A 25,420-nucleotide genomic window follows, 5' to 3' on the forward strand; every position below is an offset into this window, starting at 1 on the left:
ATAATTTTGGAAAATTTATTTTGATAAAATACCGTAATTACTTATTTATAGGATTTCAATGGTCAAATTATATTTGGAAACTTACAGAGGGAGCAGTGGAGCAAGGCCTGGAGAAGTCGCCATGGCCCATAAAGGAATACTCTTTTTTGATGAATTTCCACATTTTGCAAAATCTGTTCTTGAGGCATTACGCGAACCCTTACAAGATCACAAAGTACTGATTTCGCGCGTACACAGCAAGGTGGAATATGAAACCACTTTTTTATTTGTTGCGGCGCAAAATCCCTGTCCGTGCGGCAATCTGCTGGATAGCCAAAAAGAGTGCAGATGCACAGAACTTGAAATAAAACGCTATAAAAACAGACTTTCTGAGCCCCTTTTGGATCGAATCGATCTGTATGTGCAGATGGCGCCGATGCGAGCTGATGATAGCGCTACTTATACTTCGCAGCAGATGCATGAAATGGTTTTGCAGGCATTTTTGATGCAAAAAAGAAGAGGGCAACAGAGACTGAATGGAAAGCTTGAAGAAGAGGAAATAGAGACTTTTTGTCATTTAGATGATGAGGCGAAGAGGGTACTATACCAAGCAAGGGAAAAGCTAGCTTTATCGCACCGTTCCATAGCCAATATCAAAAAAGTGGCTCGTACAATTGCTGATTTGGATCAAAAAGAGAGTATAGAAAAGAAGCATATTTTAGAGGCCCTCAGTTACAGAAGGCGCTAGGTAGCGCCTTGAAAGATTATACTCCAAAAAGAGTGACCGACCACTTAGTTACGAAATAGCCACCGACCATCAGCCAGATTGCAAGAACAAGTGCCAAAGCGACCGGTTTTGCTCCAGCTTGTTTAAATTTCTCTACGCTCGTTTCCATACCTAGGGCTGTCATAGCCATCGTCAGTAAGAAAGTATCCAGTTCATTGATGCCATGAAGTACAGGTTGAAGTGGCTCGATACCTACCAAAAATGAGTTGATTCCAGCCATGACAATGAACCAAACAGCAAACCAGGGGATAGAGATTTTGATCTTTTTGCTTTCGCCCGCAGTTGCAGTAGAAACACTTTTTGATACCAAAATACCAAGAATGATAAGCAGCGGAGCGATCATCATAACCCGTGTCATTTTGACAATTACGGCATTGTTCATAGCCTGTTCACTCACCGCTCCGCCTGCTGCAACAACTTGTGCCACTTCATGAACGGTACCGCCTACATAGATCCCGTATACGCTTGGATCCATATGTAAAATGCCCGATCTAAAAAGAGCCGGATAGGTAAACATAGCGATCGTTCCAAAAAGAACTACCGTTCCAACAGCGACGGCGCTCTTATACGGTTCTGCTTTTAAAACAGGCTCTGTTGCAAGTACTGCAGCTGCTCCACAGACACTTGAGCCTGATGCGGTAAGTACTGCAGTATCACGGTCGAGTTTAAATACTTTTACACCAAGCCACCATCCAAGGATAAATGTGGTTGTAAGCATGATAGTCGAGACGGTAAGTCCAGCAAGTCCAACTTCTGCGATTTGCTGGAAGGTGATGCGAAAACCGTATAAAATGATGGCAAATCGTAAAAGCTGCTTTGAGCTAAAAACGATTCCAGGAACCCACTCTTTTGGAATATGGGTTCGTAGAGTATTTGCATAAAACATTCCGATGACAATACCGATGATCAAAGGACTGATAGCGAGTGCTTTGATGAAGCTTACTTGAGAGATTTGGATTGCTGCGATAGTAAACAGAGCAACAAATAAGATACCATTGAGGGTATATTTGATATTTTCTTTGCTAAATGCCATGCCCTTCCTTTGGATGAAATTTATTTATAATTATAAACATATTTATTTAATAAGCAAAATAAATAAAACACTATATAATATTAAAAAAAATTGAAACAGAGGGTATCATGAGAATAACACTACGGCAAATGGAACTCTTTTTGGAAGTTGCCAAAATGGGTCATCTCACGCAAGTGGCCAAAAAATATGGTCTGAGTCAGTCTGCTGTTTCCATGTCACTCAAAGAGCTTGAGTCCATTTTAGGATGCAAACTTTTTGAACGCGTCCAGAAAAAACTAGTACTCAATGAAAAAGGGAGAATCTTTTTTACTGAAATCGAACCTCTTATTTACAAATTGAGAGATATCGAACGCGAATTCATGACCAGTGAAAACAAGGGGCAATTAATCGTTGGGGCCAGTACGACTATAGCAGATTATATTTTGCCAAATATCGTGTGTGAATATATGGAGCAGTATCCAGAGGTTAAAATCTCCTTGAAAATAGGAAATACTGCTGAAATTGTGGAGATGGTAGAGGGCGGAGATATCGATATAGGATATATCGAAGGGGAAATCATCTGTCCAAACTGTACGACTACGCCTCTTGGTAAAGACGAGCTTGTTGTGGTGACAGGGGATAAAGAGCTTGCAGAAAAAAAAGAGCATTTCATCGATACCTTGCTTCAGTATAAATGGGTACTTCGTGAAGAAGGGAGTGGAACAAAGAGCGAATTTATCAAAAAAATTGGCAAATTTGCATCGGAACTCAATATCTACCTTGAGTTGCGTCATACCGAAGCGATCATCAATGTTTTAAAAGAGGTGCCAAAAAGTCTCAGTTGTGTGAGTAAACTTGCGGTAAAAGATCGACTGGAGTCCGGGGAGCTGTATGAGATCAGTATAAAAGGATATGACTTTAGCAGAGATTTTTACCAAATTGTCTATAAAAACAAGTATCAAAGCGAACTATTTAAAAAATTCTCACTCTATGCAAGAAGCCGTTTTGCAGCGAGACTAGGAGAGAATTATGAAAAATCTCTATGAAAATGTAGGATTTTTGGACCAGAAATGTTATCAGATCTATGATTTACCAGAAGATATTTTGATGGAGCATGCCGCTCATGCTTTGAGTGAGGCGGTGAGAAAAAGAGTGGATGAGGGTGCGAAAATATTGATCGTTGCAGGACCTGGAAACAACGGAGGTGATGGTGTAGCATGTGCCAGGCAGCTTTTGGGTGAACATAAAGTAGAACTTTTTATGCCCTACGGGGCCAAAAGCGAGATGTGCAAAATACAACTTGATCGTTTTTTGGCCTGTGGCGGGGAGTTACGTGATGATATAAATGAAGCTGATATTGTTATCGATGCACTTTTTGGCAGTGGACTTTCCAAACCGCTGCGTGAAGATGCCGTGCATCTCATTCGAAGACTCAATCAGATGGATGCATTCAAAATAGCCTGTGATATTCCAAGCGGAATAGACGTAAAGGGCAATCCTTTGCCTATAGCATTTGAAGCAGATTTGACGATTACGATGGGAGCATTGAAAGCGGCTCTTTTTATGGATCATGCAAAGGATTATGTGGGGGAGATTGAAGTTGCCGATCTTGGTGTCAGCCGAAAGCTGTATGAGAGTCCAAGCAGTTGGAAACTTCTTGAAAAAAGTGATCTAAAGCCTCCGTATAGAACGAAAAAAGACTCCAATAAAGGGAATTATGGTCATCTAAGTGTTATTGCAGGTGAAAAAGAGGGAGCTGCAATTATGGCAGCGCTTTCAGCCCTTCGCTTTGGAGCGGGGCTTGTAACAGTTGTAACTTATGAAAAAATCCATGTTCCCTATGAGCTGATGCATTCATCCGCTCTTCCTTCAAAGACAACCGCTCTGGCTGTAGGTATGGGACTGGGACTTGAGTATAGTGATGAGGATTTTAAAAGGCTGGTTTTGGATCAAGAGGTTCCTATCGTCGTGGATGCCGATCTTTTTTACAGCCAAAAGATTTTGCAACTTCTGCAAAAACCAAAAATTGTTCTTACGCCTCATCCAAAAGAGTTTTCTGCTTTGCTAAAAATCTGTGGCTTAGAGGAGGTGGGTGTAGAAGAGATTCAAAAGGATCGGATAGGATATGTTCAAAAGTTTTGTAAAGCGTATTCAAATGTTGTACTGCTTTTAAAAGGTGCAAATCCTATCATTGCAAAAGATGAAAAACTCTTCATCAATCCATTGGGATCCAATGCATTAGCAAAAGGGGGAAGCGGCGATGTGCTTACAGGACTTATCGGGGCACTTTTAGCACAGGGGTATGATCCGCTGGATGCCGCGATACAAGGCAGCCTTGCTCATGCTGTTGCAAGTCAAAAAGTTGAGGTGGCAAATTATGCATTACGTCCAACAGATCTTATCGAAGCGGTTGGATTAATATGAAAAAAATTGTTATTCTTTTTAGCGGCAGAGGAACCAATCTAGAAAATATTATCCAAAAGCTGCATAAAAAAAGTCTCATTGTAGCCAAAGCAATTACAAACAATCCCAATGCAGCAGGGATTCAAAGAGCCAAAAAATATGGGATAGAAGTAGAAGTGATCGATCATCTACTTTTTGGGAGCAGAGAATCATTTGATCAAAAATTGGTTGAGTCTATCGAAGAAGTCAATCCAGATCTTGTGGTTTTAGCGGGATTTATGAGAATTTTAACTCCAATATTTACGAGCCGTATCAAAAACGCCATCAATATCCATCCCTCCTTACTGCCTCTTTTTAAAGGGGCAAAAGCGATTGAGCAAAGTTATCATTCAGATATGAAAGTAGCCGGTGTAACGGTGCACTGGGTTTCTGAAGAGCTTGATAGCGGAGATATCATCGACCAAGCCTGTTTTCATAGAGAGGATGAGAGTTTTGAAGCGTTTGAAGCCAAAATCCACGCTTTGGAGTATGAGCTTTATCCAAAAGTTATAGAAAAGCTTTTAAGAGAAAAATCCCCCCAAAAAGCGTAATTGTTATCAATATAGTAAATTTTGTCACACTCCATCCAAGGGATCTCCCCCCAAGCCAGTATACGATGCCAAGCTTTACAAGGGTATTGGTATAGCTTGCCAAAACGATACCGGTAAGGGCTGGAATTAGACCTAGACGACTCTCTTTCGCCATCTCGCTCAATGAAAGAGTGATTGCGTCAACATCGGTAATGCCTGAAATAACAGAGACGATATAGACGCCGATATTGCCATACTTTGTCTCGACAAAAGCGATGGCTCCATAGATGATGCCAAAAAGCAGACCGAATTTGATTGCTTCAGAAAGTTGCAAAGGGTTTTTTTCCAGCTCTTCATTATGGAATGTCAATTTAGTTGTTGGAGATGTTTTATAAAGATAATAGACATAGATACCACCCATAGCAGCAGTTAGAAGATAAGGAACTGCAACCAGTTTTGCCACATTCCAGTCAATCAAAAGAGCTTCTACAAAAACCCGTATAAACATAAAAGTCCAAGAAATTGCGATACCTGCAGTATAGATTTTGATGAGGTTGTGCTCCCTTGGGAAAATATCAGATAGTGTGATAGAAACAGCCGTAGAAGAGATGAGGCCTCCAGCAGCTCCGGTAATAAGTACACCGTGTCTTTGCCCCAAAGTTTTGATGGCAACATAGCCGATGAAGCTAAGGGCGGAGATGATGATGGCCATAACCCATGTTTTATATGGGTTGAAAAGGTGATATGGCCCTATCATCTTGTCCGGCAAGATTGGCAAGATGATGAATGTCATCACAAGCAAAAGAACTACAGCATTGATATCGGTTGGCGAGATATGGCGTTCAATCTGTTGCAGTTTTGGTTTGATTTCAAGAAGCACTACTGTAATGACAGCTAAAAAGATAGCGTAGTTTTCTAGTCTATACCATACCATGAGACCAAAAATAAAGGTCAAAATTGCTGCGATTTGAGTCGTAATGCCAATCTTTTTTAAAATTTGGACTTTGAAGTAGTAGGTAAGCGCGACAAACAGAGCAAAAAGGAAAAAAGAGAGAAGAATAAATCCATCTACTTTTGTCTCTATCCATCCACTCAAAAACCCTCCGAGTGCTATGAGTGCAAAAGTTCTGGTTCCCATAAAAACTTGATTGTTTTTGAGAATGTATGTGAGGGATCGCTGCAAGCCTATCATGATACCGATAGCCAAAGCAATAAATATGTGTTTTAGTATCTCATAATCCATATCATCCCTTTTTCCTTAACACCCACCACTCAAACCATTTATACAATTCTACAACAAGAAAAATAGGAACTGCTATTTCGAAAATCAGTGCCCAATCTTTAAGTTGCAGTGGCACTGTATGGAGTGCGTTTTGTAAAAACGGTACATAAACTGCAGCTACTTGTGCTCCAACCGTGAAGGTCCAAGCAAGGAGTAACCATGGATTGGAAAAAAAGCCAATAACCGGCATAGGTGCATGAAGGCTTCGGTAGTTGAAGACATTCATCTTTTCTAAAATAATAATACCTGTAAAGGCGACAGTTTGCGCTAACGCAATAGCTTCATTTTGTGGTAATCCCAAAGAGAGATAGTGGTGGAAGAGCCAAAGTGTGCCAAAACCGATATAGGATCCTAGCAAAAGAATCATTATAATACCACGCAGCTGCAAAAATGGAGCATTCACAGCCTGGGGTGGTCTTTTCATAATGCCGGCTTCTGCAGGCTCTACACCCAAAGCCACCGCAGTCATTCCGTCAGTCACAAGATTCATCCAAAGTATCTGCACAGGAAGCAAGATGAGAGGGCCTCCCAGTAAAATATTGACAAAAATGGCAATCACTTCACCGGTATTGGAAGAGAGCAGATATGTGACAAATTTTTTGATATTGTCATACTGGCGTCTTCCCTCTTTGACTGCTTTGATGATGGATGCAAAATTGTCATCGAGCAAAATAATATCTGCTGCTCCTTTTGCCACATCTGTTCCTCTAAGCCCCATGGCTATGCCTACGTCTGCTTTTTTGAGTGCTGGAGCGTCATTGACTCCATCTCCTGTCATTGCGACAATGAGTCCCTCTTTTTGCAAGATATCGACGATGCGAAGTTTGTCCTGTGGTGCTACGCGAGCAAAAATCACATCCTCTTTGATGGCTTTTTGTAAAGCATCATCATCCATTGTGGCTAATTCATTGCCGGTGATGGCTCTTGTTGCCTTGAGACCGATCTCTTTTGCAATAGCCAGAGCTGTCAAAGGGGCATCTCCGGTGATCATAATCACTTTGATGCCTGCTTCTTGGGCCGTTTTGATAGCGTCTGGAACTTCAGGACGAGGAGGATCGATAATGCCTACAATACCAAGAAGTACGATATCTTTTTCTACATCATCCGGATCAAGCTTTATAGAATCTGGAACAATTATATATCCGAGCGCAAGGGTCCGGAGCCCACTTTTTGCATATTGGATATAAGCCTCTTCAAACTGTTTTTTCATCTTTTCATCAAGCGGCTTGATGCCAGAGCCATCATCATAATATGCAGCTCTTTGTAATAGTACTTCCGGGGCACCTTTGATATAGGCAACTCTTTTGCCGTTCTCATCGACAATCACCGTCATTCGTTTTCGCTCACTATTAAATGAAAACTCACTGATGATTTTTTCATCTTTTGGTGCAAGCCAAGCTTTATATGCTGCAACAATCAATGAAACCTCTGTGGGATCTCCTATGGCATGCCATCCGTTTTGATCTTTTTTTAGCGATGCGTGATTGCAAACAAGTCCAGTATGTAGCAGTTTCAAAAGAGCTTTATCATGTTTATAGTCTACTTTTTTACCATTTTTCTCAAAATGTCCAGCCGGATCGTAGCCACTGCCAGTAGCTTCAATCTCTTCACTAAAAAGCCATATTTTTTTGACTGTCATCTGATTTTGGGTGAGGGTACCGGTTTTATCGGTACAGATCACATTTGCACTTCCAAGATTCTCTGCTGCCTGGAGTCTTCTTAGCAGTGCATGGCGTTTGACCATCGCTTTGACTCCAAGAGCCAGTGTAATGGTGACAACTGCAGGCAAACCCTCGGGCACAACGGCTACAGCCAAAGAGATGCCTGTCATGAACATTTCAAAAAGATCTTTTCCAAAAAGATATCCAATTATGGCAACAAGAACGGAAATTGCGATGGAGATGATGCCAAGTTTTTTGCCTAGAACCGCTAGTTTTCGTTGCAGTGGCGTGGGAGCTTGCTCTACTTCGCTTGTGAGTTTGGCGATTTTGCCAAATTCTGTAGCCATACCCGTTGCTACAACGATCCCTTTACCATATCCATTGGTTACATTTGTTCCCATATAAGCCATATCTTTTCGCTCTGCTAATGGGGCTTGTTGAGGAACGGGATCTATCCATTTGTTGACCGGTACCGATTCGCCTGTGAGTGCGGATTCGTCTATTTTAAGATTGACAGATTCAATAAGACGAAGATCTGCCGGGACTTTGTCTCCTATTTGAAGTATGACAACATCACCAGGTACAAGGTATTTGGTCTCTATCTCTTTTTGCTCACTATTACGAAGTACTTTGCAGTGTGGTGAGAGCATTTTTTGCAGTGCTTCGATCGCTTTTTCTGCTTTGAATTCTTGAACAAAACCCAAGATGCCGTTGAGGATAACAATAGCCATAATAGTCCAGCCATCGCCCACTTCGCCTATAGCGAAACTGATCCCTGCAGCTACAAGAAGGATAAGGATGAGTACATCAGTAAACTGCCGAAACAAGATAACGTACCAAGGGATTTTTTTGGTGGAAACTATCTTGTTGGGGCCATAAACTTGCAGCCGTTTTTGCGCTTCTTCATCACTGAGTCCTCTTTTAGGATCGGTATGCAAAAGCTGTATAATTTCTTCAATCTTTTTCGCATGCCAAGGTATTGGAGCCTCTTTGATGGCTGCACGCTCTTTTGGTGTAATAGCGGGTGCAGATACAAACTCATCTTTCCATCTTGAAGCTAGCAAAGAGAATGTGAGTGGCACAATAACGGTAGAAACACTCGAAGCGGCTATTAAAGCTGTGAAGAGCTCCGTATCGATGATTTTTGCATCCAAAAGCAGTTTGGCGACAATGATTTCAGTAGTAAGCCTTGCATTGAGTCCTATTCCAATCGTTATTGCCTCTTTAAAAGTAAGTTTTTTCATAGGGACCATAAGGAGGATACCTATGAGTTTTCCTACAAAGGTAGCCAAAAAGAGTAGGATTGCGAGTTCCGGAGCTTTGATAAGACCCTCAAGGTCCACACTCATTCCAATCCAAAGGAAGAAGAGAATACCAAAAAAACCGTAGCTTACAGCTTTCACTGCCTTTGTTGCATTTTCGCCAATTTCACCTGCCTTGTCAAAAACAGGCCGGATAATGATACCAGCGACAATGGCACCCACAACAAGGCCAAGATCACTGTATTCGGCAAATCCTCCAAAGATGAAAAGTGTGAGGATCATCAAGACGATGAGGTTGACTACTGTCGTTTTTGTCCATTTAGATAGAGGTACTAATATAAATTTTCTAGCAAGAAAAGCAGCAGCGATGAAGATAGTTGCGTTTATTAAAATATCGGTAATCTCTTGGGATTCACTCCTTACTACTCCGGTTTTCATACCGATCCACACAGAGACGAAAGCTACGAGAAATACTTCGATAACATCATCAAGTACCCCAGCTCCAACGATATAGTTGCCAATTTTTGTTCGGATGAGATTGAATTCATCTAAAATGGGTACTATTACAGCTTCAGCTGTTGGCATACGGGTAAGGCCTATCACAAAGGCGATGAGCCATCCATATCCCAGATAGAGCATAACACCAATGCCCATCAAAAAGGGAATGATCGTATTGAGCAGTGTAGCAAGGACTATTTCACCGCTTTGGCTTTTCATCTCTTTTATATCAATTTGCAGTCCGATAAAAAAGAGTAAAAATAGCACGCCAAGATCTGCAAGGAGAGTAAAGATGTTTCCCCCGAGCCCAGATTGCAGCATTGTATTGATAGGAGTGTAATGAATCCCCATACCTACGAAGAGAGCAGCTAAAATACCAGGAATCTTTAATTTTTCAAAAAAGCCTGCTAAAAAGTAGGTAAAGCCAAACAAAAGAGCCAACAAAAGGAGAAACTGGCCTAAAAATTGTTCACTCATAGTATGATTGTAGCTTTTTATAGATAAATTGAAGCTTTTGACAAGAACGTCAGTTTGAAGTAGAATAAGACAAATTCTATCCTAAATAGGAGTGCAAATGGCTGATATTTTGAAAATCGGAAAATATGAGTTTACCAGTAGACTCATTGTTGGAAGCGGGAAATACCCCGATTTTAAGACGACTTATGACGCAACCATTGCAAGTGGTGCCCAGATGATTACGGTAGCTGTACGAAGAGTCAATATTACTGATCCAAATAAAGAGAATCTTATGGACTATTTTAAAGATAGTGATGTGCAGCTTTTGCCAAACAGTGCAGGGTGTACGACGGCCGAAGAGGCGATAACGCTTTTTCGAATGGTTCGTGAAGCAACGGGTATCGATATCATCAAATTGGAGATCATTGGCGATACCCAAAAGACACTTTATCCCGATGTAATTGAAACCATCAAAGCGTGCGAAGTACTAGCCAATGACGGATTTACTGTTATGGCATATACCAATGACGATCCAATTACGGCAAAAAAGCTTGAAAATGCCGGAGCTGCAGCGGTTATGCCACTAGCAGCTCCTATTGGAAGTGGACTTGGTATCCAAAACAGATACAATGTAGTTTTTGTTAAAGAGGCTGTCAATGTTCCAGTAATTGTTGATGCCGGAGTAGGTTGCGCTAGCGATGCGGCGATCGCGATGGAATTAGGAGCTGATGGAGTTCTGACAAACACAGCAATTGCTCAGGCGAAAAATCCGATTGCTATGGCAGAAGCAATGAAACATGCAGTAATAGCGGGTCGTATGAGCTATTTAGCTGGAAGAATTCCTAAAAAACCGTATGCTACGGCTTCCAGTCCAAGTGAGGGGATGATACAGTTTTAATAGTTTTGTTATACGTTTTGATAAATTGGATGGGGTCCACAGCGACCCCTTTGATTTTGATAGTGAGATGAAGATGTGGTCCCGTCACTCGTCCGCTTTTTCCGCTCAATCCGATAATATCCCCTCTTTCCACCATATCTCCTGGTTGGATTAGGAATTTGCTTAAATGATAGTAACAGCTATAAATACCTTTGCCATGGTCTATGACAATAGAACCTCCTGCATAGTATCGTTTTTTCGCTAATATCACTTTTCCCCTATTGATAGCTTTGACAGGTGAACCTACCAAAGCTCGAAAGTCGGTACCGGAATGATAGCTTTTGAGTTTGCCGTTGAAGATCCTTGCTATGCCAAATGGATCTGTGATCGATGTATCAACGGGTAAGATGATATGTCCACGGAGGTAATTGTTTGGTGAGGTTGTCAAGTATATTTTCTTTGCTTCTTTGAACTCTTTTTCGATGCGTTTTAAGACTTTTTTAGGAGGAGCAACTCTGTTTTTGGGCACATGGAGGGACTCTTGTGGATATTTTTTTGGTGTTATAGTGAGCACTATTTTTTTGCCATCAATTAAAACAAAGCAGGAGGTTTCATTTGTGTAATAGGAGAATGGAATGATGAGTAGGTGGTTGGCCGAAGTATAATTTTTACAGCTTGTGGAAAAGTTTTGATCAAAATGGTGAATGAATGTTTGACCATTGTGAATCGTTACTGCAAATACATAGGTATATAGTATGGTGAGGAAAAAGAGTAGAAATTTCATGGAGGTATTGTAACACACTCAGAGGTTGTTATATAATGTTATGATTTTATTGAAAGGAATACTATGGCATTGGAAAATTTGACTTCACAGAACTTCAACGAAAAAGTCGCATCACACGATATTGTGATACTTGATTTTTGGGCACCTTGGTGCGGGCCTTGTAAAGAGTTTGGTCCAATTTTTGAAAAGGTCTCCCAAAAACATCCGGAAATACTTTTTGGAAAGATAAACACGGAAGAGGAAAGAGATTTGGCAGCACATTTCAACATCACTTCTATCCCTACTGTTGCTATTATAAGAGAAGGGATCGTACTTTTTATGCAGCCAGGACTCTTACCTGAAGAGGCTTTGGAAGATCTTATCCGACAAGTCAAAGAACTTGATATGGATAAGGTGCGGGAAGAGATGGCGAAGCAGGAGCAAAATGGATAAGGCGTTGCCTTATCCCAGTGATCACAATTGTACAATTCCCATAAGATTGAGCATCATAAAAATAAGAGCGACTGGAGCGATATAGCGGATACTGAACATCCAGATCGAGAAGAGATTTCCTGTGAGTTCGCCGGGTTTGTGAAGGTGAGCTCGTACCTCTGTTTTTGGTAAAACATATCCTACAAAAATAACAATTGCAAAACCTCCAAGTGGAAGTAAGATAGAGTCTGTCGTAAATTCTAAGATATCAAAGAGCGGTTTTCCGGCAATGCTAAAAACTTTTCCCCAGCTATTTGTAAAAGATAAAAGTGCTGCTATTCCTACCAGCCAGTAGACAATACTCGTAACCACTACTGCTTTTGTTCGTGTCATGTTAAATCTATCGATAAAATATTGCACAACAGGCTCTACCAGACTCACTGCTGATGTGAGCCCTGCAAAAGCCAGAGCTAAGAAAAACAGAAGGGCAAAAAATATGCCTAAAGTTCCAAAGTTGTTCAAAATTGTTGGTAAAGATATGAAAACAAGTCCAGGACCCTGTCCAGGCTTGGCACCAAACTGAAACAAAAAGCTAAAAATAACAAGTCCTGCTACGAGTGCAATGAGCGTATCCATGAAAGTAACGATGAATGCGGTTTTTGTGATACTTGCATCTTTTGGCAAAGAGGCGGCATAGGTCATGATGGCACCCATACCGAGAGAAAGAGTGAAGAAAGAGTGTCCTATGGCACGGATAAAGGCTTCGGAGTTCAGCTTCTCCCACTTTGGTTCAAACATAAAAGCCAAAGCTTTTGAAAAACCGTCCAGTGAAGAGGCATAGACCAAAAGACCGAAGAGTATGATCATGAGTGCTGGCATCAAAATGAGGTTGACTTTTTCTATTCCACCCTTGATTCCACGATAGACTACATACCCTACGATGATAGTGGAGACAGTGTGAAAAAATATCTGAGCCAAAATCTCATTGCCTACCAAATCAGAAAAGATGTTTTTTGCGGTTTGCGTATCGCTTGGAAGACCCGCTAATACAACATAAAAAAGATAATAGAGTATCCATCCTATGACGACAGAGTAGAAAGTCATGATAATGATACCGTTAAAACCCATAAAACCGGCATATTTCCACCATTTTTTATTTGGTGGCGCCAATTCTTCAAAAGAGCTGACCGTATCTTTTTTCCCAAGTGCACCTATGAGCATTTCAGCAATCATGACAGAAAAACCTATAAAAGCGATCGTTACGAGATAGACAAGAACAAAAGCCCCACCACCATATTCGCCTGTCATATAGGGAAATTTCCAGATATTACCAAGTCCGACGGCACTTCCAGCTGCAGCCATAATAAACCCGATCTTGCTAAATTTTTGTATTTTCAAGACCTCTCCTATTATTTGGTTTTCGATATTATAGCAACTATCTTGACAAAGGGAACAATTTTGCCTATAATTTCAGTCCTAAAGATGAGCGGGGCGTAGCGCAGTCTGGTTAGCGCACCTGGTTTGGGACCAGGGGGTCGGGGGTTCGAATCCCTCCGCCCCGACCATTTTCAAAATATTTTTTTTTCAGCACTCGACGGTGGGTGTAGCTCAGTTGGTTAGAGCACCAGATTGTGGCTCTGGGGGTCGCCGGTTCGAATCCGGTCATCCACCCCATAGGTAACGGGCCATTTGATATGTTTCTCTAAAAAGCTTTCGCCTATGGGTCGAATGTGCGCCCGTAGCTCAATTGGATAGAGCAACGGACTTCGGATCCGTAGGTTAGAGGTTCGACTCCTCTCGGGCGTGCCACTACTTATCACTGTTTATACTGTTTATCATGCGCTCGTAGCTCAACCGGATAGAGCAACGGCCTTCTAAGCCGTAGGTTCCAGGTTCGAGTCCTGGCGGGCGTACCACTTCGCGGGAGTGGCGGAACTGGCAGACGCGCCAGACTTAGGATCTGGTGCCGCAAGGCGTGGAGGTTCGAGTCCTCTCTCCCGCACCACAGAGGCGTATATTTGTACAATTTTTCACTAGATCAAATCTTAATCCTGTCACTTTTTTTTCTCATAGTTATCCTCATTCTTCTCTTCTTTTGGAAAAAAGCGCCGTTAAAATACAAAGCTGTTGAAAAGATATTTACGCCAAGTGAACGAAAGTTTTTTATTCATTTACAACAAGCAATAGGAAATGAATACTATATTTTTGCTAAAGTACGAGCGGCGGATGTTTTGCTGCCAATCACCACAAAAGATCGAAGCAGATGGCAAAGCGCTTTTAACAAAGTGGCTTGTAAACATTTTGACTATGTACTGTGTGATGCAAAACTGGATATTGTGGCTGCTTTGGAGCTAGATGATGCATCGCATTCCAGAGCTGATCGAGTAGAGAGAGATCGGTTCATAGAGTGGGCCTGCAAAACGGCAGGTGTTCCACTCATACGAGTAAAAACGGCAAAAAGCTATGATATCAAAGAGCTTCGTTCCCAGATTCTAAAGCAATGTAAGGGATAGAGAGTTTTGCCATTGCTGTCGGATAGCCTCTTTGTGCCGCAATATTTTGTGCCAATTGATCGATAGCTTTCTCATCCAATAGCTCACCTTCGATTCGAATTCCTTGGGATGTGGGAGGAAGAGTCTGCAATGTGATCAGTTTTTGAACAATTGCATCGGCCATAGTGAAAATGGATGAGACTTTGACGATTTCACATCTTGCATAACGGTCCCCTTCAAAAGAGATCTCCGCGGCTCTTAGACTCAAATCTCTTCCTGGGACCTGCTGGGCTCCAAAAAGTGGTGTAGAAGTGGGCAGTGCCTTGGAAAATGGAGGAATGTAGCGGCTGACATACCAGATGGCTTTTTTGGTCCTATCATGTGCAAGCTTGGGATCGAAACCTTTTTCTATGAAGTTGACATATTTTTGAGGGAGTTTTGGTTGGCTCGAAGGAGGTTCACTTTTTGCCACACCATCTTTGAAAAGAGTGATATCTTTTCGCATACCGTGAAGCTGATAGTAGCCCTCTGGATATGGGGTAAACTGTGCCATTCCTTTGTCCGTTCCTCGTATACCGTGAAAGATCATCTCCGGATAGAGATATTTGTTATGATATTTTGTAACATATGCAGCTTTGAACTCAACAAGCCTTTCTCGGTAGTATCCCAAAAAGTCATCGATAATTCCGCTTTCAAATCCGGCGGCGTTGATCAAAAAATCAAAATACTCCTCTTTCGTTTCATGTGTATTTTGGGAAGTGATTACAAATCCATCTTCTCTTTTTTGCACATGAGTGACTTTTGTGTTTAGACGAAGATCGGTGTTTTGAAGCAGAAGCTCGGCTATGGCGCTGAGACGAAAAATGTTGATTCCATACTCTTGCACTAAAATGACAGGAAATTTAAGCTTTTCAAGATCCACTTCATTGGCAAAAGGAATGAGCCACTCTTTTGGCGTTTGAGGGATTTTTTTTGGTTTTAGGCCTCGCAATGCTAAAACATCCGCTTTTGAAAAGGTCAAAAAGTAGTTTTCTGGTTTACCCAGTACTTCATTTGCCGGATCGGACTGGACAAGTTTTTCATAAAAGAGAGCCAGTTTCTTTGTGCGATTTACCAACTCATCGATATCGATCGGTATATCTTTGGGGACAGCCAAAAGTGTCGGGCGCTTTTCGATGGCCTGTGGATAGAAGCGTAAAAATTCGATCGATTCTCGTAAAAGCTGCTTTCTCTGTTCATCGCTGATATCTGGATAGAGATTGCCGCCTGCATGCAGATGGCATGCCGGTGGACCCGAGATCAAACGGGGTTTCTTTTCAAAAAGAGTACATTCAATTCCCAATTTCTCAAGATAGATGGCTGTACTTGCTCCTGCGACTCCGCCTCCTACGATAGCTATTTTCATAGCAGTTTCTCCAACTCCGTAAAATCTTTGATGATATAATCTGGTTGATAGATTGTTAGCGGTTCATCATAGTTATATCCCCAATCTACGGCAACGACCGGAATACCAGCCTCTTTGGCAGCTATGATATCGTTTTTGCTGTCTCCCACCATGAGAGAATTTTTTGGGTGACAAGAGAGTCTTTCACAGGCATGCAAAAGAGGCTTTGGGTGCGGTTTTTTCTCAGGCAGTGAATCGCCTCCCAAGATAAGCGAGAAATAGGTATCGATACCGAGAGATTCTAAAATTGGTCTAACAAAGCGATGCGGTTTGTTGGTTATTATGGCGAGAGGATACTTCGTATGCAGTTGTGACAGAGTCTCTTTGACTCCCGGATACAAAGAGGTTTTATTGCAAAGATTGTTTTCATATTTTTCAAAAAAGATCTGCAATGCTTTTTGAAAAAGCTCCTCATCTACTCCTTTTGGTTCGCTTGAGCCACTGAGAGCTCTTTTAACCAGCATTGTTGCACCATTTCCCACCCAGTTTCGTATCTTTTTTTCTTCAAAGGGTTCCTTGCCAATTTCCATAAGCATGGCATTTACTGCATCTGCAAGATCCGGGACACTGTCGATGAGCGTGCCATCGAGATCAAAAAGTATTGCCTCTTTCACATCCCCTCCAAATTTTTTCCAAATTGTAGCAAAGAATATTATTTTATTTTTCTGTAAAAAAGATGGGCTCCGCTTTTTTGGGGACCAAACTCGATATCTCCTTCAAAATGGTCATTGATCTCATATCGAACAATGATAGTGGAAACCTCATCATTTTTGTAAAGAATAGTGATTTTGTCGCTCAACTTCTTTCCGATTTCAAATCCGATTCTATTTTTTGAGGTAATGAGCGACAAAGAATCTGGTTGAATAGAGAAAGTACCGAGGAGATCTTTGATAAAGAGATTGGAAAAAAGTGCGCTCAACTTTGGACCTCCAAGAGCTGAAGAGACTAAAGAGCCGCTTTTGCCTCCGAACGCAAGAAGAGCCAGTATATCGTTAGCTGGTAGTGGTGGTTCGCTGTCAAAATGAAGCACCGGATTTTCTGTGTCTCCATTGATAGTGATAAATATACGATACCCTTTTTTTTCCGTTTTTAGATAGAGTTCAAGCATCGGTGACGTTGGCGGTCCATAGAAGTTAAGCTGTGATGGCAAGATAATAAATTTTGAATTGATTGTTTCGTACATTCCTTTCAAAATTTTTACAGTGCCTAACACTTGAAGATCTTTTTGATACTCTTTGTAAAGCATGATATCGGGTTGAAACCACACATCGAGTTCAGGTATCTTGTATCGAAGCCTCTTTTTGGACTTGATCGTAACAGCCAATGCTACATGGTCTTTGAAAAAGTTGGACTGGCTTTGGAGAGGTTCATCGAGGATGATGATGTCTTTATCATTGATGGTTCGAACCTTTTTGGGAGCATATGTAATGGTGGCTGAATCAATTGTGACTGTTCCTTCGACATCGAAGTAGGTATTGTGAATGGTGGTGCGAAGGTCGATGGCAGCGATGGCTTCGCCTTCGATGTTTGAATATCGATATGCATCGGAATGAATCGTAACAATTCCGCTTTTTTTACCGATATCGTATCTCCCTTGTGCAAGAATAGAATCGTCAATCCAAAAGCTTTTGATCAAAAATGTTTGATTCTTTTTGATAAGAACTGATGGTTTTGTGGCATACATCCCATGTCCTTTGATGACAAGCGCATAATAATCAAGGATGATTTTTTGCATATTGCCATGAAATTTTGCTTCGAAAAACTGAACATTTTTCAAAAAGGGTTTCTTTTTGGGATGGATGGTTATCTTGGCTTCATACCTTTTTTTGTGTAAATCATATATCCCGCTGCATTTGCAGGGTACATCCTCTATTATAGGAATATCGGGATAGATGGTCTTGAGAAGAGAAGTCGCTTTTTGTAGTGATTTGGATACTGCTTGAAAGCTGATGGAGGATTGCTTTTTTGTAAATTGGATGGAAGTATCGTCAAACTGGATCGTTCCATGATTGTTTTTGAATGATAGATTCAAAAGATCATTGTGAATGGTAACTGCTTTTTGGGATAGATTGGCTTGTAGGAGAGTTTTGGGCAGTTTTGATAGTCGAAAGGGTGGTATATCTTTGAAAAAACGCAAGTTCGCTTCAATTACATCCTTTTTCCAGTAGCCTTTTGTCCAGAAATAGTTGGAAAGAATATGAAAATTTCCCTGTTGTCTATCACCGTTTGCTTTCAGTGATACCGTAGCATCTTTTGGTATGTGAGGAAGTTTCAAAACAGAGTAGAGTTGCAGCGGTGCAACATCGATTGAGAAAGTTTTGTCAGTGTTCAGATTTGCTGTGATATGGAAAATGGAATTTTTTAAGAGAATTGCATGATGTTTCAATGAACCGTTGGCTTCAAAATCGAATGTTTGATAACTTGTGTAGTCTATTTCTGGCAAGAAAGGTTTGTTGTGCAAAAGGCCTTTTGCACGGTATTGCAGATTTCCATCATAGAGTATCTTTGCAGTTACATTTGCATCAGCCAAATCGTGATGGAGTGATGTTTTGATGGCAGCATGAACTTTTTTGTAGTCATACACTCCTTCTGCTTTGATATTCTTGGCAAGAAGTGATTGATACTGAACCTTTTGGCATGAGGCTTCAAAATCGATTCTTTTAGTAGAAATCGTCAGCTCAAATGGGATAGGAGTGCTCTTGGTATGGGGATAGAGATTCTCTTTGGGATATGCTGTCCCCTGAAGGTATATTTTTTTTTGTTTATAGATTCCTTTTGCGTCCGCTTTTCCATATGGCGTAGTTGCCGCTATTGCATCGATTGTGGCATAGGAAGGGGTGATATGGTGCAATGTGGCTTTGATGTTGTTCCTTTGATAGTGTGCAGTGATGGAAGCTTTTTTGATCAAAATATCAAAAATGTTTTGAGTTGAGTGATCGCTCCTTTGTATTGTGATACTTTGAGCAGTTTTTAGATCAAGATCTTTTATTGTGAGGCTGTCTAAGACGAAAGTGCCTTGAAGTAGAGGAAGGTATTCAAAAAAGATATCAACCTGTTGTACAAGAGGCTTTTTGTGGTACTTGCAATTTTGAATTGAGAAATGGTGCAAGGATTGGAGTCGTAGTTCACATGTAAAGCCGTTTTGCTGCAAAAGTTGATGGAGGCTTTTTTGCAAAAAATGAGTTTTCGTTTCTGCCAAAAATATACCCATGCAAAAAAGAAGAAAAAGTTCTATCAGGGATACAACTACTCTCAAAAGCTTTCTCCTATGAGAATGAAAAAACTGTTTTGGCTGATATTTTTTGGATCGATTCCAAAGTAGGCTTTGATATCGCCAATAGGAGTTGGATAGATAGCTCCCAAACCAACACCGTCTATATATCTGTCTATCGTAAAACTTTTCCGGGAAAGATAGACTCTGTCCCAAAAGAGAGCTCCCTGGATATTTTTAACGATCGGCTTTCGAAGTTCAACTGTGGTTTGCAGAAGCGATTTTCCTCCCATATCACAACTGCTATCCAAAGCATGGATGGATCGGTAGCCATATGCTCTGTTGCTTGATGAGCCACCCGCATAGAAAAAAAGGGATGGTGGCAGGTCGCCGCTTGCGATAAGCAGCTGGCCAAATGTTGCTTTTGCATAGAGTTGTACCGATTGCAAGGGATAATACCATCCCAATGTAGTTTCTGTTTTGAAAAAGTTGCTGTTTGAGAAGGCTTTGAGGGAGGTTTGTGCCTGGAGCGAAAAAAACCAGCCTTGTGTGGGATGAACCTTTGAATCTCTCTGGTCAAGAAAAAAAGTTACGGAAGGGTATAAAAGCGTATAGTCTCCGTTTGTGATACAAGATTGTGCGCTTGTAACTCGCTCTATTTGCAGTGTCAAGCCAAAAGAGTAGGTAGAAGAAAAGTATTTTTTGATCAATTTCGAGTTGATTTGAACCGAATCTGTCTGGAATGTGTCATAAGTGTCTTGTGCGATCGAGAGCGCATTGGCAATATCGTAATCGTTGTGAAAAAGTGTGATAGATGGATAAAAATCTTGGAGGCTCAGCTCTTTTTTGATATCGGAATAGGTGAGGGTGATAGATGGCTGATGAAGGTGAAAATTGGTGTTTTTGTAAAACAGATTGATCAGTGCGCCTCTATCTGTCTCATAGCCGATTCCTGCTTTGTAAATGTTTTTTTTCTTCCGCTCTTTGAGATTGATATCCAAAAGGATGTGATTGTCTATCTTTTTGGAATAATCGATAAAGATGGATCGAAAATAACCCAAGGAGTAGAGCTCTTTGTAGCTCTCATCAACCTTTTCGAGACTGAACAGCTGACCTGGTTTGAAAAAGATATGATCTTGTACCACTTTTTGAGGGATGGTGGATTGTATTTGAATGGAGCCGATATCGCATTTTTGACCTTTTTTAAGATAAACGACGATATAAGCAATATGATTTTTTTTCTGTACATAGGCTTTTGGGGTAAATTCATAAGAGCAGTATCCCTTTTGCAACAGAGCCTTTTTGATATCTTTCTTCATTTTCACAAAAGCCGGAACTACAAAGCGGTCTCCTTTGTGAAAAGGGACAAGATGTTTGATGGGGAAGTCACTTGTGATGGAGATTGCTGCGATTTTGACAGGCTCTTTTTCATCAATGATGAATATGACACTGTTGTTTTGAAACTTCATGTCGATAGAGACATCAAAAAACCCCTGTTCTTGATAAAAAAGTTTTAACTCTTCCAATAAAGTGGGCAGCAAACGTGTATCCACTTTGGGATGAAGCTTTTTGAAAAGCAGCTTTTGGCTCAGATTCTTTTCAAAGCCAAGCTCTTGAAAAAGCCTCTCTTTATCAAAATGTCTGTTTCCCAAAAAGTCTATCCAGACCTGAGCTGCAAAAAGTGGAATACAAAGAAGCATGAGTATACATAGTCGCATTTTGGTATTATATACAAATGCAAAGGCAAATCATCGATTTTTTACAATCTCAGCATCTTTTGAGTCTCTGTGCACAAGGGCCATATGCTGCAAACTGCTTTTATGTATTTGATCAAAAGAGCATGGTTCTCATCTTTGCAAGCGATCAAGAGACATTTCATATGCAGCAGATCAAACATTCTCCAAGAGTGAGCGGAACCATTGCGTTATGTGAAAAAAAGATCCATAAAATCCAGGGTGTCCAGTTCATAGGTGATGTGAGGGAAGCTACACAGAATGAATGTAAACAATACTTTCAAGCCTTTCCTGTTGCCAAAGCGCTCCAAAGCAGTTACTGGGCTATAGATCTCCTTTGGGTAAAGATGACAGACAATACTCTTGGCTTCAAAACAAAAATTGTATGGGGTGTCAACCCTTTTGAACAAGACGGTCAATGACATACTGTTCAAATTTGTGCTTTGGTATCTCTTTGTCAATCGCTTCTTTATAAATCTGTGCAACTTCTTCTGCATACTTTTCATAAGGAAAATGAGGAAGATACTTTTGCCAAGCCTCTTTTATAAGCCTTTTTGCAGCCTCTTCTTTGATTCTTTCTTCAAATATTTTGTAGGTCCCGAAAAAAAGGAGTGTAAAGAGTATCGCTAAAATGATGGATACGTGGCAATCGAGCGATTTTAAAAATCCGTGAAAAAGAAGCGCCAATGGTATGATGATGAGGTTCCAGATGATAAAGTAGACGAAATAGAGTTTGAGCCTGCAAAATTTCACGCCGGGGATCATCTTGATATCAAGATTGTCCACGACGATGCGGTTTGCTTCCATCAACTCTCGAAAACGCAATGGGTATTTTGGTTTTTGAAAAGTATAATCGATAATCTTTTGTACTATGGATTCAAACATGGAGTTTCCTTTGATAGGTCAAGTATACCAAATCCTAGAAAGGTTTGACGATAACCATGATGACAATGATGATCATCAAAATCGTAGGAACCTCGTTGTAGATCCGGAAAAACTTCCCATTTTTCTCGCACCGATCTTCTTTGAATCGTACAAGAAAATAACGCAACGAGAAGTGATATATGATCAGTAAAAGTGCAGCTGTCAGTTTGATATGAAGCCACAGTCCCGTGCGGAAAAGCTCTGGAGCCATAGCAAGCATCGCTGCTCCGCTCAGTACCGATGCCCAAAGAGCCGGAACGCCTATAAAATAGTAGAGTTTATGCTCTTGTATTTTGACAACTTCGACAAATCCTCTATTTTCCTTATGCTCCGCATGATAAACAAAGAGTCTTGGAAGATAAAAAAGCATTGCCATCCAACTGATAACACTGATAACATGGAATGCTTTAATCCAAAGATAGGCGCTCATACATCTCCTTTTTGAGCGATTATATCAAATTAGCTATAATCTTCAAAAGGAGTGAGGGATGAAGTTTTGTATATTCATCAAAGACATTTTGCTGCGCTACACAGATGCAATAGAGCGTTTTGGCAAACTTGTCTTGCAAGAACCACACAACCGTGAACACCTTCATCAGCTTCGTGTCTATACCAGACGTTCTCGCTCCATCATAAAAACATTGAAAAAGTCTTTTGATCAAAACGATGTACAAAATGTGCAAAATCGGCTTAAAGAGATTACGCAGCGAACAAACAAGGCGAGGGATTTGGATGTGATGATCGATCTTTTACAAAAACACCCTCTTCCGAGTGCTATGAAACCGCATTTGGATCAAATACTCGACATACTTCACAAAACAAGGGACAAAGAGTATGAAGAACTCACTCCCTTTCTTCAACAGATCCCTTCGTATCTGTCAAAAATGCAAAAGATTGAATGCAAAAGCGATAAAGATGCTTTGCAAGTGATCAAGTCGGCTATCAAAAAAAGAAAAAGAAAAATAGAGAAGATGCTTTTTTTAGATCCCCAAGTCGATTTGCATAAAGTTCGAATCGAGTGTAAAAAACTTCGCTATCTGTATGAAATATATGTGCTTTTGAATCCAAAAGGGAAGTCTGCACTAAAAAAATTAAAAAAGATTCAAGATATTTTGGGACTCATTCACGATAGGGAAGTACAGTGCACCCATTTAAGGGATCTTGCTTCAAAGCAGCTGGAACTTGAAGCTCTTTTGGCTCTAGGGAAAGTGATAGGAGATTTGGAACAGGAGAAAGAGGAGTATCAGACCAGGTTTAGCTTGAAAAAAGTCAAAGATCTGCTTGAAGAAATTTGATGGCTTTTTTGATGCCTTTTTGGGCAATGGAAGCTACTGGATAGGTACTGAGTTCTTGTAAAGGGATCAGGTGCGTATTGGGTGGTTTTTGGTTTAAAAAAGTGAGTGTGGCTTGAATATTGTATTTGGTATAGCTGTGTCTGAAAGTAGCAAAAGGGTGTTTTGCAGATTCAATGGTGGGAAGTATCCACATATTTTTATAAAGATTTTGAGTAGATCGTTGCAAGGCAATATGACCCTTTTGTACAAAGATGCCAAAATGAATCACTTTTTCTTCTCTTTTTACGGCTTTTCCTTTTCCAAAGGCGTGCGGAGTCTCTTTTCCCAGACACCACTGTTGTAGTGGACATTGATTACATCTTGGATTTTTTGGTGTACAAATAAGTGAGCCAAGGTCCATAAGGGCGAGATTGTGTTCTTTCGGTACTTCTGTATTGAGTAGCATTTGAGCCTTTTGGTGCACCTCTTTTTCATTTTTCAGAGCAAAAAAACGCATCAAGACCCGTTTGATGTTCGTATCGACAACAGCAACCGGTTGGTTGTATGCAAAAGCGCAGATTGCATTGGCGGTGTAGGTACCTATACCAGGCAGTTTCATCAGTGCTCTAGGCTCTTTTGGAAGAGCGTCTTGGCAAATTTTTGCACATTGTAAAAGATTTCTAGCTCTAGAATAGTATCCAAGCCCACTCCAAAGTGCCAAGACTTCATTTTCGCTGGCTTGAGCGAGGTCTTTGAGTGTTGGGAATCGCTTTAAAAATTTTGGATAGTACTCACTCTCGACTCTACTAACTTGGGTTTGTTGCAGCATGATTTCACTAAGATAAATCTTATAGACATCTTGCGTTTGACGCCAAGGAAGTTCGTGCCGACCATGCTTTTCAAACCATTCCAACAAAACTTTGTGCAATCGTGTTAATTCCATGAGGCAGGATCGAGGTTGTAGTACTCTTTCAAAAGGTTATACAGTTCGGGTTCTTCTTTTTGGAGTTTTTTCGGTTTTTCGAAAAAGTATTCTGTAGCTACCGCAAAAAACTCCGCTTCGTTGGTAGCTGCATAGGGATCGAGAAATCCTTTATGATGATGTTTGAGCTCTTTTTGAAGTTTTTTGTACTCTTGTGACATGATCTGGGACCATCTGGAGTATAGTTTTAAAGGAAGGGGAGGTGTTCCGTCTGCTGCGCCATCTTCCATATCGAGCTGATGGGCAAATTCGTGCAGTCCCACATTTTTGCCGTCAGTTGGATTCAAATCACCTGCAACCAGATCTTTCCAGCTTAAAACAATTTCGCCTCCTTGCCACGCTTCTCCAAGGAGTATCTGGTCTTGCTCTGTTACAATCCATCCCTGTTGGATTTTCTCTTTTTTGAAAACCGCTTCGGGATAGAGAAAGATCGATTTGACATGTTTATATTCACACCTGTCATGTCCAATTGTTAGCAAACAGGCATTGGCTGCTATGAGAACCTTTTTGGTTGTGTCTATTTTTATCCCTTTACCGATGAACTCTTTTTCGCGGATAAATGTAAGGATACAGGCTTTCAGTCTCCTTTGCAGCTCCTTTGGCAACTTTTCATATAAAGGGAAATAGCGATGCAAGATGTCAGTATATGGAAATCTGCCAAATCGTTTATAGAGTTTGTAGCGTGCATCCGTTACCATAAAAAGGTATATCTGGTAGATAAGCACACTCAATAAGATGAGACCGAACAGGGACAAAAGTAGCAGATAATATTGCATACGCCATTGTATAATAAATCAAGATAGCAAGTCAAAAGGAGGTTGCCATGCATTTCGAAAAGGATGTCCAAAAAACAAAAGAGTTTCTCAAAGAGTTTGCGCAGGTAGCCGCATTGGAAGATATCCAACAAGCCAATAGAATTGTCCGAGCTGTATTGCGAGTATTGCGAAGACGAGTGGCCCCTCAAGAGTATCTTGACCTCCTTGCACAGCTTCCCATCTGCATTAAAGCCGAAGGAGTAGAAGGATGGAGGCTAAGCGAATTTCCCGATAAATCCATAAGAAAATTGAAAAACTTTATTGAAGCAGTGATGAAAGAGGATCGGGGATCTCATAAAGATTTTGGTGATGATCCTGAACGTGCGAAAGCATTGGTCAAAGAGTTTTTTGCCTTTTTGAAACGCCATATTAGCTCAGGTGAAATAGAAGATCTTGCAGCTGAACTTCCAGAAGAGATCAAAAAGTTTGTACAAGAGGCTTGAATTTTGCAATATTGGTGGAGCATACCGGGCTCGAACCGGTGACCTCCACGCTGCCAGCGTGGCGCTCTCCCAGCTGAGCTAATGCCCCGTAAGGGTTGCAATTATATCAAATTTTGCTACA

22 protein-coding genes, 6 tRNA genes and 1 pseudogene are annotated in these 25,420 nt (G+C 40.9%); 15 read left to right on the forward strand and 14 right to left on the reverse strand.

Annotation, left to right across the window (positions count from 1 at the left end; all coding sequences use genetic code 11):
• Positions 1 to 88: 88 nt before the first annotated feature.
• Positions 89 to 727: pseudogene (locus JG735_RS00905) on the forward strand (ATP-binding protein); the annotation flags it as partial.
• A gap of 16 nt (positions 728 to 743) precedes the next feature.
• On the opposite strand, the gene JG735_RS00910 reads toward JG735_RS00905, so the two are convergent.
• Positions 744 to 1,799, reverse strand: a complete 1,056-nt coding sequence (locus JG735_RS00910; RefSeq protein ID WP_201334998.1) for a YeiH family protein — start codon at positions 1,797 to 1,799, stop codon at positions 744 to 746.
• A gap of 107 nt (positions 1,800 to 1,906) precedes the next feature.
• Here JG735_RS00910 and JG735_RS00915 point away from each other — a divergent pair, with 107 nt between their 5' ends.
• Genes JG735_RS00915 through purN form a run of 3 tightly spaced genes read left to right on the forward strand, consistent with a single transcriptional unit; the run spans position 1,907 to position 4,771 of the window.
• On the forward strand, positions 1,907 to 2,824 hold the full coding sequence (locus JG735_RS00915; protein ID WP_201334999.1) for a LysR family transcriptional regulator: 918 nt from the start codon (positions 1,907 to 1,909) through the stop codon (positions 2,822 to 2,824).
• Positions 2,808 to 4,202 (forward strand): NAD(P)H-hydrate dehydratase, encoded by a 1,395-nt coding sequence (locus JG735_RS00920; RefSeq protein ID WP_201335000.1) that lies wholly within the window; start codon positions 2,808 to 2,810, stop codon positions 4,200 to 4,202. The genes JG735_RS00915 and JG735_RS00920 overlap by 17 nt, the downstream gene beginning before the upstream one ends.
• Complete coding sequence (gene purN, locus JG735_RS00925) at positions 4,199 to 4,771, forward strand: phosphoribosylglycinamide formyltransferase (protein WP_201335001.1); 573 nt, start codon at positions 4,199 to 4,201, stop codon at positions 4,769 to 4,771. The genes JG735_RS00920 and purN overlap by 4 nt, the downstream gene beginning before the upstream one ends.
• On the opposite strand, the gene JG735_RS00930 is transcribed toward purN, so the two are convergent.
• Both JG735_RS00930 and JG735_RS00935 read right to left on the reverse strand, forming a co-directional pair.
• Positions 4,728 to 5,993, reverse strand: a complete 1,266-nt coding sequence (locus JG735_RS00930; protein ID WP_201335002.1) for an MgtC/SapB family protein — start codon at positions 5,991 to 5,993, stop codon at positions 4,728 to 4,730. The genes purN and JG735_RS00930 overlap by 44 nt on opposite strands.
• Position 5,994: 1 nt before the next feature.
• A complete protein-coding gene (locus JG735_RS00935) occupies positions 5,995 to 9,930 on the reverse strand; it encodes an HAD-IC family P-type ATPase (protein WP_201335003.1) in 3,936 nt (1,311 codons plus the stop codon).
• 97 nt (positions 9,931 to 10,027) lie between these two features.
• Here JG735_RS00935 and JG735_RS00940 point away from each other — a divergent pair, with 97 nt between their 5' ends.
• Positions 10,028 to 10,807: a thiazole synthase gene (locus JG735_RS00940; RefSeq protein WP_201335004.1), complete on the forward strand. Its 780-nt coding sequence runs from the start codon at positions 10,028 to 10,030 to the stop codon at positions 10,805 to 10,807.
• Here the strand turns inward: JG735_RS00940 and JG735_RS00945 are convergent.
• Entirely contained in the window at positions 10,767 to 11,570 is an 804-nt protein-coding gene (locus JG735_RS00945; RefSeq protein WP_201335005.1) for a M23 family metallopeptidase, read from the reverse strand. The two genes, JG735_RS00940 and JG735_RS00945, sit on opposite strands and share 41 nt — an antisense overlap.
• Before the next feature lie 63 nt (positions 11,571 to 11,633).
• On the opposite strand from JG735_RS00945, the gene trxA reads away from it, so the two are divergent.
• A complete protein-coding gene (gene trxA, locus JG735_RS00950; protein ID WP_201335006.1) occupies positions 11,634 to 12,002 on the forward strand; it encodes a thioredoxin in 369 nt (122 codons plus the stop codon).
• A 21-nt stretch (positions 12,003 to 12,023) separates the two neighbouring features.
• On the opposite strand, the gene JG735_RS00955 is transcribed toward trxA, so the two are convergent.
• Positions 12,024 to 13,379: a sodium-dependent transporter gene (locus JG735_RS00955; protein ID WP_201335007.1), complete on the reverse strand. Its 1,356-nt coding sequence runs from the start codon at positions 13,377 to 13,379 to the stop codon at positions 12,024 to 12,026.
• An 89-nt stretch (positions 13,380 to 13,468) separates the two neighbouring features.
• On the opposite strand from JG735_RS00955, the gene JG735_RS00960 reads away from it, so the two are divergent.
• From JG735_RS00960 to JG735_RS00985, 6 genes are all read left to right on the forward strand, one after another.
• Positions 13,469 to 13,546: transfer RNA gene (locus JG735_RS00960), tRNA-Pro, on the forward strand.
• Positions 13,547 to 13,578: 32 nt separating this feature from the next.
• Positions 13,579 to 13,655 (forward strand) — tRNA-His (locus JG735_RS00965).
• Positions 13,656 to 13,713: 58 nt separating this feature from the next.
• Positions 13,714 to 13,790 (forward strand) — tRNA-Arg (locus JG735_RS00970).
• A 30-nt stretch (positions 13,791 to 13,820) separates the two neighbouring features.
• A tRNA-Arg gene (locus JG735_RS00975) sits at positions 13,821 to 13,897 on the forward strand.
• Positions 13,898 to 13,901: 4 nt separating this feature from the next.
• A tRNA-Leu gene (locus tag JG735_RS00980) sits at positions 13,902 to 13,986 on the forward strand.
• Between the two features lie 13 nt (positions 13,987 to 13,999).
• The gene (locus JG735_RS00985) at positions 14,000 to 14,494 is read left to right on the forward strand and encodes a DUF2726 domain-containing protein (protein WP_201335008.1); all 495 of its coding nucleotides are present in this window, start codon (positions 14,000 to 14,002) and stop codon (positions 14,492 to 14,494) included.
• Here JG735_RS00985 and JG735_RS00990 read toward each other — a convergent pair.
• From JG735_RS00990 to JG735_RS01005, 4 genes are read right to left on the reverse strand one after another with little or no spacing between them, the layout of a single operon-like run.
• Positions 14,451 to 15,878 (reverse strand): FAD-dependent oxidoreductase, encoded by a 1,428-nt coding sequence (locus JG735_RS00990; RefSeq protein WP_201335009.1) that lies wholly within the window; start codon positions 15,876 to 15,878, stop codon positions 14,451 to 14,453. The two genes, JG735_RS00985 and JG735_RS00990, sit on opposite strands and share 44 nt — an antisense overlap.
• Positions 15,875 to 16,531 carry a phosphoglycolate phosphatase gene (locus tag JG735_RS00995; protein ID WP_201335010.1) on the reverse strand — a complete coding sequence of 219 codons (657 nt, stop codon included), beginning with the start codon at positions 16,529 to 16,531 and terminating at the stop codon, positions 15,875 to 15,877. Before JG735_RS00995 ends, JG735_RS00990 begins: the two co-directional genes overlap by 4 nt.
• A gap of 38 nt (positions 16,532 to 16,569) precedes the next feature.
• Positions 16,570 to 19,173 carry a translocation/assembly module TamB domain-containing protein gene (locus JG735_RS01000; RefSeq protein WP_201335011.1) on the reverse strand — a complete coding sequence of 868 codons (2,604 nt, stop codon included), beginning with the start codon at positions 19,171 to 19,173 and terminating at the stop codon, positions 16,570 to 16,572.
• Complete coding sequence (locus JG735_RS01005; protein ID WP_201335012.1) at positions 19,170 to 20,828, reverse strand: autotransporter assembly complex family protein; 1,659 nt, start codon at positions 20,826 to 20,828, stop codon at positions 19,170 to 19,172. The genes JG735_RS01000 and JG735_RS01005 overlap by 4 nt, the downstream gene beginning before the upstream one ends.
• A gap of 35 nt (positions 20,829 to 20,863) precedes the next feature.
• On the opposite strand from JG735_RS01005, the gene JG735_RS01010 reads away from it, so the two are divergent.
• A complete protein-coding gene (locus tag JG735_RS01010; RefSeq protein WP_201335013.1) occupies positions 20,864 to 21,283 on the forward strand; it encodes a hypothetical protein in 420 nt (139 codons plus the stop codon).
• Here the strand turns inward: JG735_RS01010 and JG735_RS01015 are convergent.
• The gene (locus JG735_RS01015) at positions 21,255 to 21,746 is read right to left on the reverse strand and encodes a hypothetical protein (protein WP_201335014.1); all 492 of its coding nucleotides are present in this window, start codon (positions 21,744 to 21,746) and stop codon (positions 21,255 to 21,257) included. The two genes, JG735_RS01010 and JG735_RS01015, sit on opposite strands and share 29 nt — an antisense overlap.
• Before the next feature lie 34 nt (positions 21,747 to 21,780).
• Entirely contained in the window at positions 21,781 to 22,215 is a 435-nt protein-coding gene (gene hemJ, locus JG735_RS01020) for a protoporphyrinogen oxidase HemJ (RefSeq protein ID WP_201335015.1), read from the reverse strand.
• 58 nt (positions 22,216 to 22,273) lie between these two features.
• Between hemJ and JG735_RS01025 the strand changes: the two genes are divergently transcribed.
• Positions 22,274 to 23,080 carry a CHAD domain-containing protein gene (locus JG735_RS01025; protein ID WP_201335016.1) on the forward strand — a complete coding sequence of 269 codons (807 nt, stop codon included), beginning with the start codon at positions 22,274 to 22,276 and terminating at the stop codon, positions 23,078 to 23,080.
• Here the strand turns inward: JG735_RS01025 and JG735_RS01030 are convergent.
• Together JG735_RS01030 and JG735_RS01035 are read right to left on the reverse strand one after the other, a co-directional pair.
• Positions 23,055 to 23,987 carry an A/G-specific adenine glycosylase gene (locus tag JG735_RS01030; protein ID WP_201335017.1) on the reverse strand — a complete coding sequence of 311 codons (933 nt, stop codon included), beginning with the start codon at positions 23,985 to 23,987 and terminating at the stop codon, positions 23,055 to 23,057. The genes JG735_RS01025 and JG735_RS01030 overlap by 26 nt on opposite strands.
• Positions 23,988 to 23,992: 5 nt before the next feature.
• A complete protein-coding gene (locus tag JG735_RS01035) occupies positions 23,993 to 24,817 on the reverse strand; it encodes a zinc-dependent peptidase (RefSeq protein WP_201335018.1) in 825 nt (274 codons plus the stop codon).
• 47 nt (positions 24,818 to 24,864) lie between these two features.
• Here JG735_RS01035 and JG735_RS01040 point away from each other — a divergent pair, with 47 nt between their 5' ends.
• Entirely contained in the window at positions 24,865 to 25,299 is a 435-nt protein-coding gene (locus JG735_RS01040) for a DUF2267 domain-containing protein (protein WP_201335019.1), read from the forward strand.
• Between the two features lie 12 nt (positions 25,300 to 25,311).
• Here the strand turns inward: JG735_RS01040 and JG735_RS01045 are convergent.
• Positions 25,312 to 25,387, reverse strand: a tRNA-Ala gene (locus JG735_RS01045).
• Positions 25,388 to 25,420 lie beyond the last annotated feature (33 nt).

It is taken from the genome of Nitratiruptor sp. YY08-10 (genome assembly GCF_016629565.1).
Lineage (GTDB): Bacteria > Campylobacterota > Campylobacteria > Campylobacterales > Nitratiruptoraceae > Nitratiruptor.

Excerpts from the sequence above, each read along its gene's own strand:
- JG735_RS00910 (WP_201334998.1), bottom strand. The coding sequence starts at position 1,799 with ATGGCATTTAGCAAAGAAAATATCAAATATACCCTCAATGGTATCTTA.
- JG735_RS00915 (WP_201334999.1), top strand. The coding sequence starts at position 1,907 with ATGAGAATAACACTACGGCAAATGGAACTCTTTTTGGAAGTTGCCAAA.
- JG735_RS00920 (WP_201335000.1), top strand. The coding sequence starts at position 2,808 with ATGAAAAATCTCTATGAAAATGTAGGATTTTTGGACCAGAAATGTTAT.
- purN (WP_201335001.1), top strand. The coding sequence starts at position 4,199 with ATGAAAAAAATTGTTATTCTTTTTAGCGGCAGAGGAACCAATCTAGAA.
- JG735_RS00930 (WP_201335002.1), bottom strand. The coding sequence starts at position 5,993 with ATGGATTATGAGATACTAAAACACATATTTATTGCTTTGGCTATCGGT.
- JG735_RS00935 (WP_201335003.1), bottom strand. The coding sequence starts at position 9,930 with ATGAGTGAACAATTTTTAGGCCAGTTTCTCCTTTTGTTGGCTCTTTTG.
- JG735_RS00940 (WP_201335004.1), top strand. The coding sequence starts at position 10,028 with ATGGCTGATATTTTGAAAATCGGAAAATATGAGTTTACCAGTAGACTC.
- JG735_RS00945 (WP_201335005.1), bottom strand. The coding sequence starts at position 11,570 with ATGAAATTTCTACTCTTTTTCCTCACCATACTATATACCTATGTATTT.
- trxA (WP_201335006.1), top strand. The coding sequence starts at position 11,634 with ATGGCATTGGAAAATTTGACTTCACAGAACTTCAACGAAAAAGTCGCA.
- JG735_RS00990 (WP_201335009.1), bottom strand. The coding sequence starts at position 15,878 with ATGAAAATAGCTATCGTAGGAGGCGGAGTCGCAGGAGCAAGTACAGCC.
- JG735_RS01005 (WP_201335012.1), bottom strand. The coding sequence starts at position 20,828 with ATGCTTCTTTGTATTCCACTTTTTGCAGCTCAGGTCTGGATAGACTTT.
- JG735_RS01010 (WP_201335013.1), top strand. The coding sequence starts at position 20,864 with ATGCAAAGGCAAATCATCGATTTTTTACAATCTCAGCATCTTTTGAGT.
- JG735_RS01015 (WP_201335014.1), bottom strand. The coding sequence starts at position 21,746 with ATGTTTGAATCCATAGTACAAAAGATTATCGATTATACTTTTCAAAAA.
- hemJ (WP_201335015.1), bottom strand. The coding sequence starts at position 22,215 with ATGAGCGCCTATCTTTGGATTAAAGCATTCCATGTTATCAGTGTTATC.
- JG735_RS01025 (WP_201335016.1), top strand. The coding sequence starts at position 22,274 with ATGAAGTTTTGTATATTCATCAAAGACATTTTGCTGCGCTACACAGAT.
- JG735_RS01035 (WP_201335018.1), bottom strand. The coding sequence starts at position 24,817 with ATGCAATATTATCTGCTACTTTTGTCCCTGTTCGGTCTCATCTTATTG.
- JG735_RS01040 (WP_201335019.1), top strand. The coding sequence starts at position 24,865 with ATGCATTTCGAAAAGGATGTCCAAAAAACAAAAGAGTTTCTCAAAGAG.